Source organism: Streptomyces sp. NPDC085927 (assembly GCF_044540975.1).
In the GTDB taxonomy this organism is placed as follows: domain Bacteria; phylum Actinomycetota; class Actinomycetes; order Streptomycetales; family Streptomycetaceae; genus Streptomyces; species Streptomyces hirsutus.
Genome location: NZ_JBITSN010000003.1, coordinates 347,056 through 363,630, shown reverse-complemented (window position 1 = coordinate 363,630; position 16,575 = coordinate 347,056). Strand labels below are relative to the sequence as shown.

General features: G+C 68.3%; 17 protein-coding genes and 4 pseudogenes. 10 read left to right on the top strand and 11 right to left on the bottom strand.

Annotated features, from left to right (window positions below):
• Positions 1-363: 363 nt before the first annotated feature.
• Positions 364-1,562 (bottom strand): annotated as a pseudogene (locus tag ACIF80_RS10670) (IS3 family transposase); the annotation flags it as partial.
• Here ACIF80_RS10670 and ACIF80_RS10665 point away from each other — a divergent pair.
• Positions 1,558-1,793: pseudogene (locus tag ACIF80_RS10665) on the top strand (IS630 family transposase); the annotation flags it as partial. The pseudogenes ACIF80_RS10670 and ACIF80_RS10665 sit on opposite strands and share 5 nt — an antisense overlap.
• Before the next feature lie 158 nt (positions 1,794-1,951).
• Positions 1,952-2,311 (top strand): hypothetical protein, encoded by a 360-nt coding sequence (locus ACIF80_RS10660; RefSeq protein WP_399802064.1) that lies wholly within the window; start codon positions 1,952-1,954, stop codon positions 2,309-2,311.
• On the opposite strand, the gene ACIF80_RS10655 is transcribed toward ACIF80_RS10660, so the two are convergent.
• From ACIF80_RS10655 to ACIF80_RS10645, 3 genes are all read right to left on the bottom strand, one after another.
• Positions 2,297-2,947 carry an IS4 family transposase gene (locus ACIF80_RS10655; protein ID WP_399802061.1) on the bottom strand — a complete coding sequence of 217 codons (651 nt, stop codon included), beginning with the start codon at positions 2,945-2,947 and terminating at the stop codon, positions 2,297-2,299. The two genes, ACIF80_RS10660 and ACIF80_RS10655, sit on opposite strands and share 15 nt — an antisense overlap.
• Positions 2,887-3,192: a transposase domain-containing protein gene (locus tag ACIF80_RS10650; protein WP_399802628.1), complete on the bottom strand. Its 306-nt coding sequence runs from the start codon at positions 3,190-3,192 to the stop codon at positions 2,887-2,889. The genes ACIF80_RS10655 and ACIF80_RS10650 overlap by 61 nt, the downstream gene beginning before the upstream one ends.
• Before the next feature lie 147 nt (positions 3,193-3,339).
• The gene (locus ACIF80_RS10645; RefSeq protein ID WP_399802059.1) at positions 3,340-3,846 is read right to left on the bottom strand and encodes a peptidoglycan-binding protein; all 507 of its coding nucleotides are present in this window, start codon (positions 3,844-3,846) and stop codon (positions 3,340-3,342) included.
• Positions 3,847-4,282: 436 nt separating this feature from the next.
• Between ACIF80_RS10645 and ACIF80_RS10640 the strand changes: the two genes are divergently transcribed.
• A complete protein-coding gene (locus ACIF80_RS10640) occupies positions 4,283-4,549 on the top strand; it encodes a hypothetical protein (protein WP_399802056.1) in 267 nt (88 codons plus the stop codon).
• Entirely contained in the window at positions 4,546-4,992 is a 447-nt protein-coding gene (locus ACIF80_RS10635; RefSeq protein WP_399802054.1) for a hypothetical protein, read from the top strand. The genes ACIF80_RS10640 and ACIF80_RS10635 overlap by 4 nt, the downstream gene beginning before the upstream one ends.
• Before the next feature lie 334 nt (positions 4,993-5,326).
• Here ACIF80_RS10635 and ACIF80_RS10630 read toward each other — a convergent pair.
• From ACIF80_RS10630 to ACIF80_RS10615, 4 genes and pseudogenes are all read right to left on the bottom strand, one after another.
• A pseudogene (locus ACIF80_RS10630) lies at positions 5,327-5,536 on the bottom strand (PIN domain-containing protein); the annotation flags it as partial.
• A 30-nt stretch (positions 5,537-5,566) separates the two neighbouring features.
• The gene (locus tag ACIF80_RS10625; protein ID WP_399802052.1) at positions 5,567-5,755 is read right to left on the bottom strand and encodes a hypothetical protein; all 189 of its coding nucleotides are present in this window, start codon (positions 5,753-5,755) and stop codon (positions 5,567-5,569) included.
• On the bottom strand, positions 5,752-6,024 hold the full coding sequence (locus ACIF80_RS10620) for a hypothetical protein (RefSeq protein WP_399802050.1): 273 nt from the start codon (positions 6,022-6,024) through the stop codon (positions 5,752-5,754). Before ACIF80_RS10620 ends, ACIF80_RS10625 begins: the two co-directional genes overlap by 4 nt.
• A 314-nt stretch (positions 6,025-6,338) precedes the next feature.
• Positions 6,339-6,919, bottom strand: a pseudogene (locus ACIF80_RS10615) (tyrosine-type recombinase/integrase); the annotation flags it as partial.
• Between the two features lie 95 nt (positions 6,920-7,014).
• Between ACIF80_RS10615 and trkA the strand changes: the two are divergent.
• Both trkA and ACIF80_RS10605 read left to right on the top strand, forming a co-directional pair.
• Positions 7,015-8,430 (top strand): Trk system potassium transporter TrkA, encoded by a 1,416-nt coding sequence (trkA, locus tag ACIF80_RS10610; protein ID WP_399802048.1) that lies wholly within the window; start codon positions 7,015-7,017, stop codon positions 8,428-8,430.
• A 62-nt stretch (positions 8,431-8,492) separates the two neighbouring features.
• A complete protein-coding gene (locus ACIF80_RS10605) occupies positions 8,493-9,974 on the top strand; it encodes a TrkH family potassium uptake protein (protein ID WP_399802045.1) in 1,482 nt (493 codons plus the stop codon).
• A gap of 694 nt (positions 9,975-10,668) precedes the next feature.
• Here ACIF80_RS10605 and ACIF80_RS10600 read toward each other — a convergent pair.
• Complete coding sequence (locus ACIF80_RS10600) at positions 10,669-11,115, bottom strand: SPW repeat protein (protein WP_399802043.1); 447 nt, start codon at positions 11,113-11,115, stop codon at positions 10,669-10,671.
• Positions 11,116-11,637: 522 nt separating this feature from the next.
• On the opposite strand from ACIF80_RS10600, the gene ACIF80_RS10595 reads away from it, so the two are divergent.
• Together ACIF80_RS10595 and ACIF80_RS10590 are read left to right on the top strand one after the other, a co-directional pair.
• Positions 11,638-11,826 carry a hypothetical protein gene (locus ACIF80_RS10595; protein WP_399802040.1) on the top strand — a complete coding sequence of 63 codons (189 nt, stop codon included), beginning with the start codon at positions 11,638-11,640 and terminating at the stop codon, positions 11,824-11,826.
• Positions 11,823-12,023 (top strand): hypothetical protein, encoded by a 201-nt coding sequence (locus tag ACIF80_RS10590; RefSeq protein WP_399802038.1) that lies wholly within the window; start codon positions 11,823-11,825, stop codon positions 12,021-12,023. The genes ACIF80_RS10595 and ACIF80_RS10590 overlap by 4 nt, the downstream gene beginning before the upstream one ends.
• A 321-nt stretch (positions 12,024-12,344) precedes the next feature.
• Here ACIF80_RS10590 and ACIF80_RS10585 read toward each other — a convergent pair whose 3' ends face one another.
• Both ACIF80_RS10585 and ACIF80_RS10580 read right to left on the bottom strand, forming a co-directional pair.
• A complete protein-coding gene (locus ACIF80_RS10585; protein ID WP_399802036.1) occupies positions 12,345-13,475 on the bottom strand; it encodes an acyltransferase family protein in 1,131 nt (376 codons plus the stop codon).
• A 244-nt stretch (positions 13,476-13,719) separates the two neighbouring features.
• Positions 13,720-13,902 (bottom strand): hypothetical protein, encoded by a 183-nt coding sequence (locus ACIF80_RS10580; protein WP_399802034.1) that lies wholly within the window; start codon positions 13,900-13,902, stop codon positions 13,720-13,722.
• A gap of 330 nt (positions 13,903-14,232) precedes the next feature.
• Here ACIF80_RS10580 and ACIF80_RS10575 point away from each other — a divergent pair, with 330 nt between their 5' ends.
• Both ACIF80_RS10575 and ACIF80_RS10570 read left to right on the top strand, forming a co-directional pair.
• Entirely contained in the window at positions 14,233-15,864 is a 1,632-nt protein-coding gene (locus ACIF80_RS10575; protein ID WP_399802032.1) for an MFS transporter, read from the top strand.
• A 16-nt stretch (positions 15,865-15,880) separates the two neighbouring features.
• Positions 15,881-16,414, top strand: coding sequence for a hypothetical protein (locus tag ACIF80_RS10570; protein ID WP_399802031.1), 534 nt, complete (start codon positions 15,881-15,883; stop codon positions 16,412-16,414).
• Positions 16,415-16,575 lie beyond the last annotated feature (161 nt).

The window sequence follows — 16,575 nt, the reverse complement described above, 5'->3', positions numbered from 1 at the left end:
CGCAGGTTCGAATCCTGCCGGGGGCACAACGCGTTACCGCTCTGACCTGGGGTTTATCCCCTAGGGAGGGGCTCTACTCGGCCTTGGACTTCTCGTCCGAGGCCGTTTGCGTGAGCGGACGGGGAGTTGCCGTCCCCGATCCGTCCCCACGGATCAGCATCATCCGGCATGGACTCGCTGGTCTCGCCGGGCTGGGCGCCCGCCCCAGGCCGGGTGTCCTCGGCTGTGGCGCGCGCTCGCGGCACGAGCCGGGCTGCGGCCTCCGCGATCGCCAGATCCGCCTCGGGGAGCAGGCTCGTGTACGTGTCCGACATGATGGTGATCGAGGAGTGGGCCTCGACCTCGGATCCTGGACACGGGTTGTGCGGCTTGTGCCAGCGTAGTTGGTGTGAGTTGGAGGACGTTCTCGAAGGTGATCGGTGATCGTTGTCCGAGGCGGGAGTGCCGGCGCCGGGTGTTGTGGCGACGAAGCCATCGGAACGCGCCGAGGCGGGCCTCACGCTCGTCCGGCCAGCTCTTCCGTCCTTGCAGGGTCTCGCGTTTGAAGGTGGCGTTGAAGGACTCGGCGAGTGCGTTGTCCGCGCTGGATCCGACTGCGCTCATGCTTCGTCGGACGCCTGCTGACCTGCAGGCTTCGGCGAAGGCCCTGCTCGTGTACTGGGCTCCGTGATCGGTGTGCATGAGCGATCCGGCGAGACTGCCGCGGGTGCGGATCGCCGCCGCGAGGGCGTCGGTGACCAGGTCCGTGCGCATGTGGTCGGCGATTGCCCAGCCGGCCAGACGCCGCGATGCGAGGTCGATGACGGTCGCCAGGTAACAGAACTTCCCGCCGTCGATGGGCAGGTAGGGAATGTCGCCGACGTACTTCGTGTTCGGCCTCTGGGCGGTGAAGTCGCGGCCGATCAGGTCCGGCGCCCTGGCCGCGGCAGGGTCGGGGACGGTGGTGCGGTGCCGGCGCCGCAACCGGACTCCTTCGATCCCGGATGCCCGCATGATCCTGGCGACACGCTTGTGGTTGACCGCCGCACCGCTCGTCTCGCGGTGATCCGCGGGGCTCCGTAGGTGCCATCCGATTCCTGTGCACCGCGCGTATCCGGGCGGCCAGGCTTGCGTCGGCCGCCTGCCGGGCGGCCCGGCCCGCGGCTGTCCGGCGCCAGTAGTAGAAGCTCGAGCAGGCGACGACGAGGATGCTGCACAGCCGCTTCACGCCGTAACGGCGCTGATGGTCGGCGACGCACTGGAAGCGGTTCACCAGCGTGTCTCCCCGGCGAAATACTTGGCTGCTTTCCGGAGGATCTCACGTTCCTCCTCCGGCTCGCGGACCTTCTTCCGCAGCGCCGCGTTCTCCGCCTCCAGCGGGGTCGGCGGCTGGGCCGGTTCCTGAGTCCGGCGTCCCCGGGCCGAATTGCTCCGGCTGCCCGGACCCAGTTCCGCAGGGTTTCCGGGTTGATCCCCAGATCGGCGGCGACCGACCTGATCGTCGCTTCGGGCCGCGACTCGTACAGCGCGACCGCGTCCGCCTTGAACTCCGGCGGATAGTTCTTGGGCCTTGCCCCCTTCACACCCCCCGGCTCATCCTGCCTGAACTTGTTGGAGCTGTGGTTCGGGGAACTGACCGCAAGAAGCTCCGTCGCGGTGCCCACCGCTCCACCCAAACGCTCGTGCATGACATCCGAGGCTGCGTCGACGACTGGAACGAACAACCCAGACCATTCGTCTGGACGAAGACCGCCGACGAGATCCTGGACGGACTCGCCAGCTCCTGCCAGAGAATCTCCGACTCAGGACACTGACTCAAAGATGGCTTGAAAGAACCCTTCCCGCCCATCTGGAGATTCTGACAAGATCCCCTCTGGTCAGAGTGCCGACCTCTCTCACCGGGGCCACAACAACCGCGGGCCGACAGGGGAACCAATGAATAGGCTCGCTACTGGATTCTGATTGGGGACAGATGAAGATCGGTCGATCGGTATTTGCCAGGTTCGCTGCTGTGTTTGTGGGTGCCGCCCTGCTCTTTCTCGCTTCCAGCCTCCCGGCTCAAGCGGCGAGCTACTGGCGGATGAACGTGTTCAGCAATTACGTCGGCGTCGGGGCGGACCGCCACTGGGTTGAGGTTTGCGACATGGAGGCGGACGGGGTCGGGGTCTCCGGTACGTTCTACTTCAGAAGCGGATCTCCGGTCAAAGTCGGCGACGGAAATGGATCGGCCGCCGGGTGCGGGAACCGGACGTTCTCCGGCACCGTCATAGGGGTGGAAGCGTGTTGGAACGGCGCGGATATCGTATGCGATTACAGATCAGTGCCTTCCTAGCCTAAATCGTTCACGAGTCCCCGGCAGCTTGCTGACGGGGACTCTACGGCTTAGTGCGGTCTTTTCGGGGCTGGCCTGATCCGGGTCGAGGATCGCGGTGAGGAGCCGGTGGACGCCCTCGTGGCCAGCAATGGCGTACTCCACCGCGCGTGCCGGGACCCCACGACGGAGGTGGTGGATGTCGCTGCGGTCGAAGATCTCTGTGAGGTGGGAACCGTCCGGGAACTGCTCGACCACGGGCAGTACGAGGTCTTTGCGGACTCGCCACAGCAGATCGGCCCCGGTCGCCGCGACTGTGGACCACAGGTCCACGCTGCAGAAGCCACGGTCGGCCAGCAGCATCATCCCCGGCCGAAGAGACGGCAGGACCGCCCGGGCCAGGGCTCGCTCGCGAGTGCGCAGAGGACCGACTGCAGCGTCGAAAACGGCGCGGGTGCCGCACTCCACCAGCCCGACCATCCGGATCTGCGGGTAGCCGACGTTCTGCTCACCCCGTCCGGAGCGTGACGGACGGCCAAACGCCTCCACATTCGCCTTCGTGTCGGGCAGATCGAACGTGGTGCCGTCGATCGCGGTCAGACGCCAGCCGCGATAGAAAGCACCCTGAGTACCCGGTGCGGCAACCGGCCGGCACACCGCGCGAACAACTCCCGCAGCGGCGCCACCCCCAACCGCGACCCGGCCTTCCAGATCGCCGCCGAACTCGGCACCGCCCACGACGCCCGCCACCGCCGCTCACCGTGCAGACCCGCGGTCAGCAGCCGGGCGACCTCCTCATAGCTCTGCCCCGAAAACAGGCACATCGCCAGCACGAAGTAGACCACCAGCCGGGCAGGCAACAGCCGGTTCCGCTGCTGCACCCGGCCCGTCTTTGCCGGCACCTCGTCCACAAGCACCGCAGGAAACGCCTGCGTCAACACCCCGACCGCGACCCGGTCCGACAGGCGTTCACCAGATGACTTCAGCTGACCCGCTCTCGGCACACCACCAACAACGACCAGATTGCGCCTAAATTACCGGTATTGAGGCTAGAGCGTGCACCCGCTTGACGAGTTATACGCGGCGGTCATCCACGAGCCCTTTGTGCTCCAAATGTAGTAGGTGCCATTCTTTCGTTGAAACGCACCCTGCCCCTTGTAGGAGACGGTAACGCCGTCGCTCGCTAGTGAGAGATAGTTATCCGCAACGCTCAACGTCGCAGGACCCGCACTGCCGTCTTGCTCAAGTCCGTGACGCTTTTGGAAAGCTTTCGTTGCCGCGATTGTGGCTGGGCCGAAGTCGCAATCGTTTGAACCTGTATAAAGCCCTTCCATTCGGAGGACTATCTGCCACATAGCTGTGGCCCTGCTGTAGTCGTGAGAGTTGTAGTCCAGCGGTCCTTCGTCGCCCCAGTCGTCAGTGATCACGCCGCTGCCGTAGACCACTCCTTGGCTTGTGCTCGCACTGGCTTGCGGTGCCGCGACTGCTGCGCCTCCCCATAGCGATGCGGACAGCGCAAAGGCCGTCACGGTACGCCGATAAGCACCCTTCTGCATGACTCGATCCCTCTCCCCAATTAACTTCTCGGCGGCGACTTGGCTGGTCTGGTAATTTCTCCCGGACCAGCCCAATTCGCTAGTTCGTAAGGAATGTTCCACCTACGTACGGAGAACACAAGGTCGTCGGCAGCGAGAAAGTCGGAGAACGCAAGACCCTTGCAATCGGAATAGCTTGCTCCGGCCAGTCCGCGCAGGCCGGAAAACGTAGTTCAGCGGCACTGCCGTCGGTGATACACCAACGACAATGCGTGAAGTGATCTTGCCCGGTTTCGTCTGTCGCGGGTCGTGCTGCATCTGCGCCCGATCGGGACGTGGCAGGCCAAGCCGGAGTCCTCGCCCGGGTGGAGGGCGGCATCCCGTGCACCCCTGCTCTTCGGAACCGGCTTCTTCGAGGAGTCAAGCCGCACCACCCAGAACCTGGCATACTTGAAGTATGGCAACTCGGAAGATCACCATCACCGTGCCGGAAGAGCTGGTGGAATCGATCAAGGAGCGCGTCGACGCACGCGGAGTGTCCGGCTACATCGCGGCCGCCGCCGCTCATCAGGACGCGATGGACCGACTGCGCGAGTTGGCCGACCGTCTCGAGGAAGAGCACGGCATCGTGACGGACGACGAGCAGCAGGCAGCGCTGGATCGCATCGCCGCCATCGACGGCTGGCATGACGAACAGCGGTCGGCTTCGGGCGAGGCCGCGTGAGCCGCGCTGTCCGAGCGAAGTTGCCCCGGCCACGGCAGCGCGTCTTCGTGTTCGACTCCGAGGCTCTCTCCAAGGCGGTCCAGGGCGATCGGGAGATGGCTGCGCTGCTCAAGACGGCCCCTCGGCTCGACATCCCGATCGTCACCTCGGCCCTCACCACCTTGGAGGCATGGGACCCGCGCGAAGCGTCGAGGCAGGCGCTGTGGAACTGGACGCTGTCCCGGATCCGCGTCGTGCACACGGACGACCAGGTGATCGCCATGGCGCGCGACATGCTGAAGACAGCCGGCCTGCATGGGCACAAGTACGCCATCGACGCCGTTCTGGCGGCTGTGGCCGGGCGGGAAGCCGCACAGGGGACCCAGGCAACCGTCTTCACCTCCGACACCGACGACATGAATCAGCTCCTCGCGGGCCACTCCGTGCGAGTCGAGAAGGTCTGACGGGACGCCCGCACCTCACTCCGGCCGCTCGCCGGGCCCCCCAAGCAACCCATGGCCTTCGCCGGACAGCGTCCACCGGCACGTATTCAGCACACATGAGGACGGGAAGCACCGTGCACACGTGAGAACCGCTGAGGAGTCCTTCCCCTGGTCAGACACCCTGCGGCACACGTCTCCGCAAGCCACAGCCCCGCCCGGGGAAAACCCCTAAAGCGGGTGTCGCAGGTTCGAATCCTGCCGGGGGCACGGAGAAAAGCAGACCGGAGGCCCCGCCGCCCGAGTGGGCGGCGGGGCCTCCGGTCTCGCACCACATGTAAGTGAAGAACCCATCGACCTACAGTTGCTGCTCCCACGGATTGACCACCAGAGCCCCGGTCCGGGCCATGTGCTTGATGTTCCGGGTGGCTACCGTCCAGCCGTTGGCCAAGGCGGTGGCAGCGATCAGGGCATCCGGTGGGTCGATGCCGGCGCCGGCAGCCTTGAGCGTCTTGTGGACCGTGAGATAGGCGGCTGCTTCCGGCCCGCCGATCGACGCGATGCGGTCGCGATATTCGCGCCGTACCGCAGCGAGAGCTCAGGCGTAGCGGGCCTGTCGTACGGGATCCGGGGTGGCGGCCACCCCTGCCTCGATCTCGGCAACAGTGATCACGCTCAGAAAGCGGTCGGGCCTGGCCGTGGAACGGAACCAGGCCATGACGCGCGGGTCTGGTTTCGCCCGGGTGGTGAGTTCGGCAACGACGTTGGTGTCGAGCAGGTAGATCACTCGGTGTCCGTCTGCTCATCGTAGGAACGAGCGCCGAACTCCAGACCCTCGAAGGGAGCGGAGAGCAGGAACTCTTCGAAGCCGTCATTGCTCAGCGTCACCCAGCGGTGGAGCATCTCGGGCAGCGCCTCGATCTCCGTGTCGGCGAGCTCCCTGTCGAAGTGCCGGCGCTGGTCCTCGGGCAGGGACTCCCGGATGTCACGGATGGTCCGCAGCGGATGCGACGACTGGGACGGCGAGTGAGGCACACCGCTGGGAGCTGTGGTCATCGGCATCCCCTCCGCGCTGATCAGGTGGCGTAGCGTACTGGTCCCAGGCTACGGGTTCCCGCCCGTCCGCTCACAGCTTTGTGCCCGGAGCGGGTATCCGTCCGGACGCCGGGCCCGCACCCGGCCCGGTGAACGCCTGGAACGGATTCGGCACACATGAGGCTGGGAAATCCTGCGAACACACGAGAACCACTGAAGCGTATTTTCCCGGGCCAGACACCCCGAGGTCGACGTTTTCGCAGGTCAAATCCCTGCCCGGGGAAAACTCCTAAAGCGGGTGTCGCAGGTTCGAATCCTGACATCGACGCGGGCGATCAGTGACGACCGGAGCGCCTCCGCAGTAGGCGGCCCATGTGGCTCATGGCCTCGCGCTGCGTGTCCTGCATGACGTGCGTGTAGACGTCCATGGTGATGCTGATCTGCGAGTGGCCCAGGATCTCCATCACGACGCGGGGCGCGCCCCCGGCCGCCGTGAGGAGGGTCGCCGTGCCGTGTCGGGCGTCGTGCAGCCGGATCACGCGAAGGCCGGCGGACCGGGCGACACGGGTGAAGGAGCGGTAGACGTTCCGCGGCTCGACCTGGCGGCCGGTGTGGGTGGTGAAGACGTAGCCGGACTCCTGCCACTGCTCCCCCGCCTTGGCCCGAGCAGCTGCCTGCCCCGCCCCATCCGGTGCCAACGCAGCGGGGCGATGCAGAGCACGGACAGCGGGAAGACGCAGCGACGGCGGCTCTTGGGATCGTCGTCGTAGAGGACGCCCCGGCGGCGCTGGGTCCGCTGTCGGACGTAGCGGACGCGGTTGTCCAGGTCGAGGTCCGGCCGGCGCAGGCCGACGATCTCACCCCGGCGGAGCCCCATGGCGATGGCGAGCACGAAGGCCGCGTACAGCGGGTCCCGGCCAGCCCTACGTATTCCTCCCCCAGAAACACCAGTCGGGCTCCGCGGCCCGTTTCCAGCGTATTCCGGCCGTCCCCGCGCCACGGTCGGCAGGTGTGGCGTGGCGCGTGCGGTCCGGTGTGCTCGTGGTCGGCCTTGAGGGATTCGGTGCTGACGTTGCAACGGCGGCCGGCATCCGTGCGTGCCACGATGCTGGCATGCAGGTCATCGTGGTGGGTGCGGGCCAGGTCGGTCACACCGTGGTGAAGTCGCTCGCCGAGACGCACGAGTGCACGGTGATCGACATCGACGAGGCGCGCCTGGAGGCCGTGTCGCACGCCTACGACGTGCGGATCACGCGCGGTAGTGGCACCTGGCGTGAGACGCTCCTCGAAGCCGGGGTGGCTGACGCCGGGCTCGTCCTGGCATGCACGTCGCGGGACGAGGTCAACCTGGTGACCGCCATGCTCGCCCGTCGGCTGTCGTCGGCGCGGACGGTCGTCCGTGCCACCGGAATGGACTACCTGGCAGCCTGGCGTGCGGGCGATCTCGATGTGGACCTCCTCGTCTCGACAGCGTTCGAGACCGCGAGCGCCGTCGCGCGCACCCTTCACGTGCCGGGTGCGCGGCATGTGGACTTCTTCGCCGGCGGCGAGGTGGTCGTGCTCGGCGTCGACATCCGCGAGGCGAAGCCGCCGTTGTTCGCCGGCCGCCCCCTGCGTGATGCGGACCTGCCCGCGGCGTCGCGGGTGGTCGCCGTCGTGCGCGACGGGAGCTGGATCAGACCGACTGCGCACGAGGTGATGCGACCTGGCGACTGGGTGATCGTGATGGCGTCACTTGCAGCGGCGCGCACGTGGAGCCGGCTGGTCACCGGGGCCGATCCCGTCGATGACGTCGCGCTCTTCGGCGCCGGGCGCATGGGGACGGCTATTGCTCGAGTGCTGCTCGACAAAGGGCTCTCCGTGCGGCTGATCGAGCCGGATGCGGCACGGGCGCGCGCGGCCGCGGCCGCACTCGACCGGGCACGGGTGTTCCACGCGACGGGCCTCGACCCGGCGTTCCTGCGTCGTGAGCGCATCGGTGCGGCGGGGGCAGCGGTGTTCGCCGGCGGAGACGACTCGCGCAACCTGCACGCGGCGGTGCTCGCAAAGGTCCACGGGGTCGGACTCACGCTGACGGTCCTCGACGACCCCGCTGCCGCCGAAGTCTTCGAAGCCGCCGGCGTCGACGTGACGATCGACCCGGGTGACGAAACCGCTGAGAAGATGGCCCGCTTCACGTTCGACGAGCGCACACACCAGATGGCGATGCTGGGGGACGACCGCTTCGAGGTGCTCGACATCACCGTCCGGCCCGACAGCCGGTTCGCACATGGTCCGGTCGACGCGCTTCCCGGAGCCGGCGTGGGCGCGATCGTTCGCGGCGGCACCGTCTTCTTCCCCGACGGTGAGGACGAACTGCGGCCCGGGGACCGCGTAATCGTCCTCACCGAACCCGAACGCGTCCCCGTGATCGAGCACGACCTGTGAGGCCGTCGCACTCGTCGCCGCGTCCGCGACGGTGGCGCCCGCGCAGACGGCTCGGCGTCGATGTGCGGACCGCGCTGGGCGTCGTCGGTGCTCTGCTCGCGTGGTTCGCGGTCGCGTTCGTTGCGCCGGCGGTCGTCGCGCTTGCAGCCGGTGAGCCCCCATGGCCCTTCCTCGTCGCCGGACTTGCCGTGGCCGTGACGGGCCTGGCGCTCAAGCGTCTGACGGGCAAGCGGCCCCCGCTGGGCATCCGTGAGGGATTCCTCGTCGTCGTCGCCGTCTGGCTGCTTGTGCCCGTGTTCGGTGCGCTGCCGTTCGTGCTCGGCCGCGTTCCGCAGCTCGATCACCCGGTCGATGCTTACTTCGAGGCGATGTCGGGGTTCACCGCCACCGGCGCGACGGTCTTGACCGACGTGAACGCGCTCGGACTCGACATGTTGTTCTGGCGCCAGTTCACCCACTGGCTGGGCGGTCTGGGAATCATCGTGCTGGCGCTCGCGGTGCTGCCGCGTCTGCGCATCGGCGGACGCGAGCTCCTGCGCTCCGAGCTACCGGGGCCGGTCGAGGTGGAGTCGCTCGGCGCGACCATTCGCGAGACCGCCCGGCGGCTCTGGAAGGTCTACCTCGCGGTGACGGTGATCGGCATGCTGGTCCTGGCCTCCCTGGGGTGGGCCGGGCTGGACCCGCGGATGGGTCTCTTCAACGCGTTCTCCTACGCGACGTCCGCCGTGTCCCTCGGCGGGTTCACCCCGGAGGCCGACTCGGCTCAGGGCCTCGCGCCGGTGACGCAGTGGGCGCTGTGCGGGCTGATGGCGGTGGCCGGGGTGAACCTGCTGCGGTTGTACCGCCTCGCTGCGCTGCGTCACATCCGGGCCGTGTCTCGCGACGAGGAGCTGCGCCTGTATCTCGTCCTGCTGGCCGTGAGCGCGTCCGTCATGGGTGTCGAGCTGTTCGCCGACGGCACGGTGGACGGGCTCGGCGGCGTCCGGCACGCGGCTTTCCAGGCGGTCTCGGTGATGACCACCACCGGTTTTGCGACACTGGACTGGTCTAGTTGGGGAACACTCGCGACGCTCACCCTGCTGGCGCTGATGTTCGTCGGGGCCTGCGCCGGGTCGGCGAGTGGCTCGATCAAGGTCGTTCGCCATCTCATCCTCTTTCGCTTCGCCCGCCACGAGCTGGAGCAAGCCGTTCACCCCAACGCTGTTCTCCCGGTGCGGGTAAGCGGCCGTGTGGTCGACAACCCCACGCTCCGCTCGGCGCTCGTGTTCGCTTTCCTCTACGTGCTTGTCCTCGCGCTCGGGACGTTCGGCCTCGCTCTCGACGCCGAAGCGAGCACGACCGGAATCGGTGCGTTCACCGCACTCGGCGCTGCCGCGGCCTGCCTCGGTAACGTCGGCCCGGCGTTCGGCGAGGTGGGCCCGTTCGGTTCCTACGCGCCGCTCGGGCACCTGTCGAAGGTGATCCTTACCGCTCTCATGTTCCTCGGCCGTATCGAGATCGTTCCCCTGGCGGTACTGCTCCGCCGCAGCTACTGGCGCGCGTAGGCGACAGGGCGGCCCGTCTCACTGTCCTGTCACTGCCCTGTCCGAAGCTCAGGCGGCTGAGGATCACCGCGCTGGTAACGACGGCGGGTACGGTTCGCTTCCGGCATCGGGCGCATCTCGGGTGATGGCACCGTGACACACTCAAGGCAACGTTTGCCCAGGTCAGGGCCTTGAACGGGTCAAGCACACGTCCGAGGTCTCCGCGATCAGGCTCCTAGAGGCCTTGGACGGCAATGCCCCACGTACGAAGCCACGACGGCAAGCAACTGATCTCGGTGGGATAAGGCTTTCCCTGCTTCATCAAGCCCGGCCGCGTCTCCGCGCGCCCACAGGTGGATGGGGCCGGTGGCCATGAGTCGAGCACCGCGTGGAGCGGCCCGCGGTCAAGAGCATGCCTCCGGCGGGGGATCGGCCGGCACCGGAAAGGAGGGGGCGCCGTTGCCGGCTGCGGGCCCGTAGTGGTCTGCGGGCCCGTAGTGGTGTGCGCGGGGGGGGTGCTCCCATCCCGTACACCGCCGACACGGGCAGAGCCGAGCAGACATGGCCCTGGTGTCCAGGTCGTTCGTACAGTGGCGCGCTCCGCCTGGACGCCAGGAACCACGCCCGTTCCACGGTGTGTGGGTCGAGGGCGTACGGATGGGAGCTGGGGTGAGTGGTGGGTTGAGGCCGGTCACGGCCTTCGGATGGGGATTGATCACCTACGCGCAGAAGAGCGGTCGCCGGACGACTGATCCACCGGGCGGGCAGCTGCGGCTGCCATGAGGGCCAGCATCAGGGCGATCAAGCCGACGATGATGTTGTTGACTATGGTCCTGGTGGTGCTGACGTCACCTGCCACAACCCACGGCGCAAAGATCGTCCACACACTCAGCGCGCAAGCACCCCACGCCATGCTGTGCGAACGCTCGTATGCCCGGCCGAAGCCACCGCTCATGAGGAGGGCGTAGGCGATGCCGACGATCAGATTGTTGACCGCCAGGGTGGAGAAGTTGTTGAATCCCGCGATCCACGGTGAGGCTGCGAGGTAGAGCCCTGTGATCAGGGCCATGGCCTCGACGGCTTGCGCCCTTGGGGTGGACGCGAAGCGTTCGGCCATCTCGTGTCGATTGCGCATTGCGACGATGTCGGGATGGGTTGCCATGTCCGACCGAGGTTGAGTCGCCATTGCACTTCCTCCGAATTGTCCGTTATGGACCCTATCCAAGGATGAGTACCCCGCAGGAATGGGATAACCGTCCTGAGCCGCCGAGTCCGAGGGCACCGCTGCAAGAGGTGGTCTGTCGGGCCGGGCAAGCCGCCGAGCGCCGGCCTGAGTGCAGCCGGCCGCGCACCGCAACCGCGGTAGGCCCTGGCGCGCCCGGCAGCGCACCCCACCAGCGTCCTGAGTGCCTCGTTGTGGTGCGGGCGCTAGTGAGGTCACTTGTCAAGACCGCGTGCAGCGACCGACATCAGTGGCTGACACCAACAAGCACGAGCAGGGGCGGCCGGCGCCGGACCTCAGGGGACGATCGACCGAAGCGCAGGGCCGGTTGGCCGACGTCGACGACTCCCCGTGATCGACCTGATAAGGATGAGGCCACCTGGTCAAATCCCGTGCCCAACCGGGGGCGCCGTCCTCGACCTATGGACGGCGCCCCGATGGGCCCCTGTCCGGGAGGAACGCATGGCAGAACCGATCCACTGCACGAGCTTCCCCGGCTTCGACGGCACCAGCCTGGAGGACAGCTTCGTCCTGGAGATCCAGGCAACACCAGGCCGACCGGACATCACGCTGGACCTCATGATCGGGTGGGCCCATCCGTCATACCGGGACCCACTCGAAGGTGAGGTTGCCTGCTTCGTAAGGCCGTGATCGAGTTTCCCGCGGTTCAAGAACTTACCTGGACCCGCCGGAGCAGCATCAGGCCGGCAGTGGATGCCAGCGGCGAGCAGGACTGGGGCGGGATCGATGCGCTGCGACAGCTCGGGGCCGTCTACCAACTCGAAGGCGACTGGGGAGCGATCGAGGTCGCGTCTCGGGAGCCGATCGTGCGGATCATCGGCAGTTGATCTGCGGTACAGCAGAGAAGTACAGCCACCGTGGCGACCGCAGGCGGCCGGCACGAACCGTTGCCACCCCCGTGATCAGGTCGGGAGACCTCAGCGACCTCCCCGCCCGTAGTCCGGGACGAAGAGTTCGTGCCAGACGCGTGCCAGATCGTACGGGGATCCGCGAGGAACACCGGGAACACCGGGAACACCGGGTAATCAACGAACCCGGTCCCCAGGCGTCGACAGCCTTCCGCCGTGGGTCAGCCCCGCAGCGAGCCCTGTCGTCGTCGCCGGCATGAGGCCACATTCAAGGAGTGAGGAGGAGCTCGCCGCGGAGGACTACGGGGTGCGCGCGGGCTCCGGTACGGGTGGTGCGTGGGCAGGTACCCGCTCCGGCTGCTGCGGCCCGGGCGCGGCGGGGGCGAACAGCCAGCCGGTGGACGGCCGGGTCAGCGGACGGACCAGGCGGCGCACCGGCGGGGACCCGAGCACCATCGTCAGCAGAACCGCGCACAGCACCAGACCGACGATCTCGACCGGAGTGTTCACCCGTGATATCCAGCCCAGTTCCCGGACCGGCAATATGACCAGCGGGTGCAGTAGGTAGACCGTGAACCCGCCGGCACCCAACGTGGTGATCAGCGGCAGCCGCCGCCGGGGCATCAGCCGCAGCAGACAGAGCACCAGGGCCGCGGCCGAGGCCAGCACCAGCAGCCGGATGACCCAGGCCCATTCCAGGCTCAGCGGGTCGGCGACGGAGTAGGGATGGCGCATGGAAAGCCAGTTGCCCTTGATGTCCCTGTGCCACAGCCACCCCACGACGCAGGAGGCAAGGATCCCGGCGACCGCCACGAACAGGCTCCAGCGGCTGGTGAACCAGCTCTTCAGGAAGCCCTGGCCGATCCGCCAGCCGAGATAGAACAGCGGGAGGTAGACGAGCGTGCGGCTCGCCGAGAAGGCCAGCCCGAACTCCTCGACGTACCCCACGGCGAGGGCGACGCCCGTGGTGACGAGCAGTGGGTGACGTAGCTGGACCACCAACGGCAGGAGCAGCCGCCAGAAGAAGAGGGACATCAGGAACCACAGGGTCCACGGCAGTTGGACGACATGCACGATGAACTCGTTGCCCAGCCAGTACCTCTCCAGCGAGTAGAGCAGGCTGAACGCGAGGGCGGGCAGCACGATGCTCTGCAGCAGGGTGCGCAGGGAACGGGGGCCGAGCGGCCCCGCATTGCTGAACACACCGGCCAACATGACGAAGGCGGGCACCCGGAAGGCCCAGCTGGCGATGTGGAAGGAGTGCAGCACGTCTTCTCGCGCCAGGATGCTGCCGCCGGTGTGCAGAATCACGATCAGCACGGCGGAGAGGAACCGGGTGTTGTCCCACCACGGATTCCTGGCCCGGTCCGCCCCGCCGACACGGTCGGTGGAGACAACGGTGGCACGTCCCGGGAGTGGCTTGTCCATCATGGCGGCGGGCTCCTGACAGCGGCTCGGCAACGTGATCGGCCGCCGTACCGGTGCTCGTCTTGACGGGGCTGGGCACACCGTGCCGATCTCCGCCAAGGGCCCGGTTGCCGGATCAGGTTCATGCGGTGAACTCCGCATGTACACCAGGAGCCCCCACGCACCTCTCGCCGGCGTCCCCGCCGCGCTGCCCGCCCCGCTCGCACCACGAAGTCCGCTGCGCTCCCATCGCACCGGTGCCCTGGCGTCAGCTTTCGTGGGGCGTCTTCGGGCGGGTGACCGGTACGGCGGTGAGGAGGTCGTCCAGCCCTTTGAAGTCGTCGGGGTCGGTGGTGAGGAAACACCGCTCCTGCGGCGCGGCGGCCATGTGCTGCCGCGCCGTCCGGCCTACAGCCCCGCCCCGCCGGCACTCCCCCAGGGCCTGCCTCATCCGGTGGCGGCTCATCACCGCGGTACGGCTCCTGTGACAGGGCGGCGCGTGACGGCAGGCAGAGCACAGCACCCCGGCGGAGCCGAAGACGCGGCCGCTGCCGCAAGGGGCAGGGGACGCTCGGCGCGCGCCCGCCCGCCGGTGTCGGGGCAGCGCCGGGGCGGCTCTCCCCCGTGGAGGGTGAGGCGCGGGACGCCCGCATCGGGTGCGATGGAGGGAACGCCGGATGCGACGGCGGGAGCGGTGGGCGGGTACCGGTCACGCGGGTACCGGTCACCGGCCTGGCGTCTCGGCTCCGGCGTACCGGCCGACTCGGCGAGGTGGGACGGCGTGAAGCACTGGCGGGCCCTGATCGTCCTCGGCACGGCCCAGTTCCTGATGGTCCTGGACACCTCCGTCATGAACGTGTCCATCAGCCGGCTGGTCGAGGACTTCGACACGGAGGTCACGGCCATCCAGGCCGTCATCACCCTGTACGCGCTGGTCATGGCGGCCTTCATGATCATCGGTGGCAGGTTCGGGGACATCGTGGGGCGACGCCGCATGTTCCTCGTGGGGCTGGTCGTCTACGGCGCGGGATCGGCCCTGACCGCCGTGGCGCCCACGCTGTGGGTCCTCACATTGGGCTGGTCCGTCATCGAAGGTCTGGGAGCCGCCATGGTGCTGCCGGCCATGGCGGCCCTCGTCGCGGAGTCCTACAGCGGACGGGACCGGGCCGTCGCCTACGCGGTCATCGGCGGGCTCGCCGGTGCCGGCATCGCGGTCGGTCCGCTGCTGGGCGGCTGGATGACGACCTACCTCACCTGGCGGCTGGTCTTCGCCGGCGAGGTCGTGGTCGTCGTAGCCGTCCTGCTGTGCCGCCGGGTGATCTCGACGCCCGCTCCGGCCGGGCCCGGGCCCCGGCTGGACGGGGTCGGCGCGGTGCTCTCCGCGGCCGGACTGGGGCTGGGCGTGCTCGGGGTGCTGCAGAGCAGCACCTGGGGCTGGGTACAGCCCCGCAACCCTCCCTTCACCGTCCTGGGCTTCGCCCCGACGCTGTTCGTCGTCGGCGCCGGCGTGGCGGTCCTGGCCGTCTTCCGGTACTGGGAGCGGCGGCGGGAGGACCGGGGCGCCGACCCGCTGGTGCACCTGTCCCTGCTGGGCAGGCCCGTGCTGCGGGCCGGCCTGATGACTCTGCTGAGCCAGAATCTGATCCTGCTGGGACTGTTCTTCGCCATTCCGCTGTATCTCCAGGTGGTGCAGGGCTTCAACGCGTTCCAGACGGGGCTGCGCCTGCTGCCGGTGTCCGCCACCATGCTGGTGACCTCCCTGTGCGCGTCCTCTCTGGGAAGCAGGGTGGGGCCACGCCGGGTGGTGCGGCTGGCCCTGGCGATCCTGGCCGCGGCCGTCGTGTGGCTGCTGGCCACCATTGACCCGGTCATCGACGACGCGCAGTTCGCCGGGGCGATGGCCCTGCTGGGCGTCGGCGTCGGTCTGCTCGCCTCGCAGCTCGGCAATGTCGTCCAGTCCGGCGTCGGCGAGGGGGAACGCAGCGAGGCCGGAGGGCTCCAGTTCACGGCCCAGAACCTGGGCTCGGCGCTGGGCACCGCGCTCATCGGTTCGATCCTCGTCGGCACGCTGGCCCACGCCTTCACCACCCAGGTCGCGGACGACCCCCGGCTGTCCGCGGAAACCCGCGAGCAGGTCGGTGTCCGCCTCGAGGCCGGGGTCACCTTCGTCTCCACCGAGCAGGTGCGTTCGGCGGCCGAGCGGGCCGGGTTGCCGCCGTCCGAGGCCGACGCCGTCGCGGACTCCTACGCCTCCGCCCAGTTGGACGGTCTGAAAGCGGCGATCTTGCTCACGGGCGGCGTCGCTCTCGCCAGTTTCCTGGTCACACCGCACCTGCCGACCGCCCGGGCGGGCCGCCCGTCCGAGCCCGGCTCCGGTGGCACTCCGGCCGGGACGGCCGGAGTGACGGGCTGAGTGGAGGGAGTCGCCGGTGTCCAGGACCGAAGCCGGAGTCGGGCGGGCCACGGGCCGGCGGGCGCGCCGGGCCGAACGCCGGGCCCGGACGGACTACACCGGCGGCGTCTACGGCTCCATGCTCGCGGCCTCGGTCGTGATCGGAGCGGGCTCCCTGGGGTCGTTCCCCCGCGTCGAGTTGGCGCTGCTGCTGTTGCTCACGAGCGTGGTGTTCTGGATCGCGCACGTCCATGCCCAGTTGTTCGGGGCGCGCCTCGCGCAGCACGCTCCGGACCGCCGGGTGATCCTGCACGTGTGCCGTGACGAGTGGCCGATCGTCAAGGCCGCCGTACCACCGGCCGCGGCGGTCGCCGTCAGCCCGTTCCTGGGGCTGGACGTACGAGGTGCCCTGTGGCTGGCGCTGTCCGTCGCTGTCGCCGGGCAGGTGGGCTGGTCCGTGGCCGCGGCACGCCACGCCGGTGCCTCGCGACGGCTGGTGGCCATCACCGCGACGGTCAATCTGCTGCTTGGCCTGCTGATCGTCTCTTTCAAGCTCGCTCTGACGCATTGAGTCGGAGCGGAGTCGGCGGCGGGTCGGAGCCGTGTCGGCGTCGTGGCGGTGCCGAGTCACCTGTACCGGGTGAGGAACCTGAGGGGTACGGCGGCAGACGCTCGAGGGGAAAGGTACCGACCGACGGTCCTGAGCCGGTCCGTGGAAGGTGCCCGGGCAAG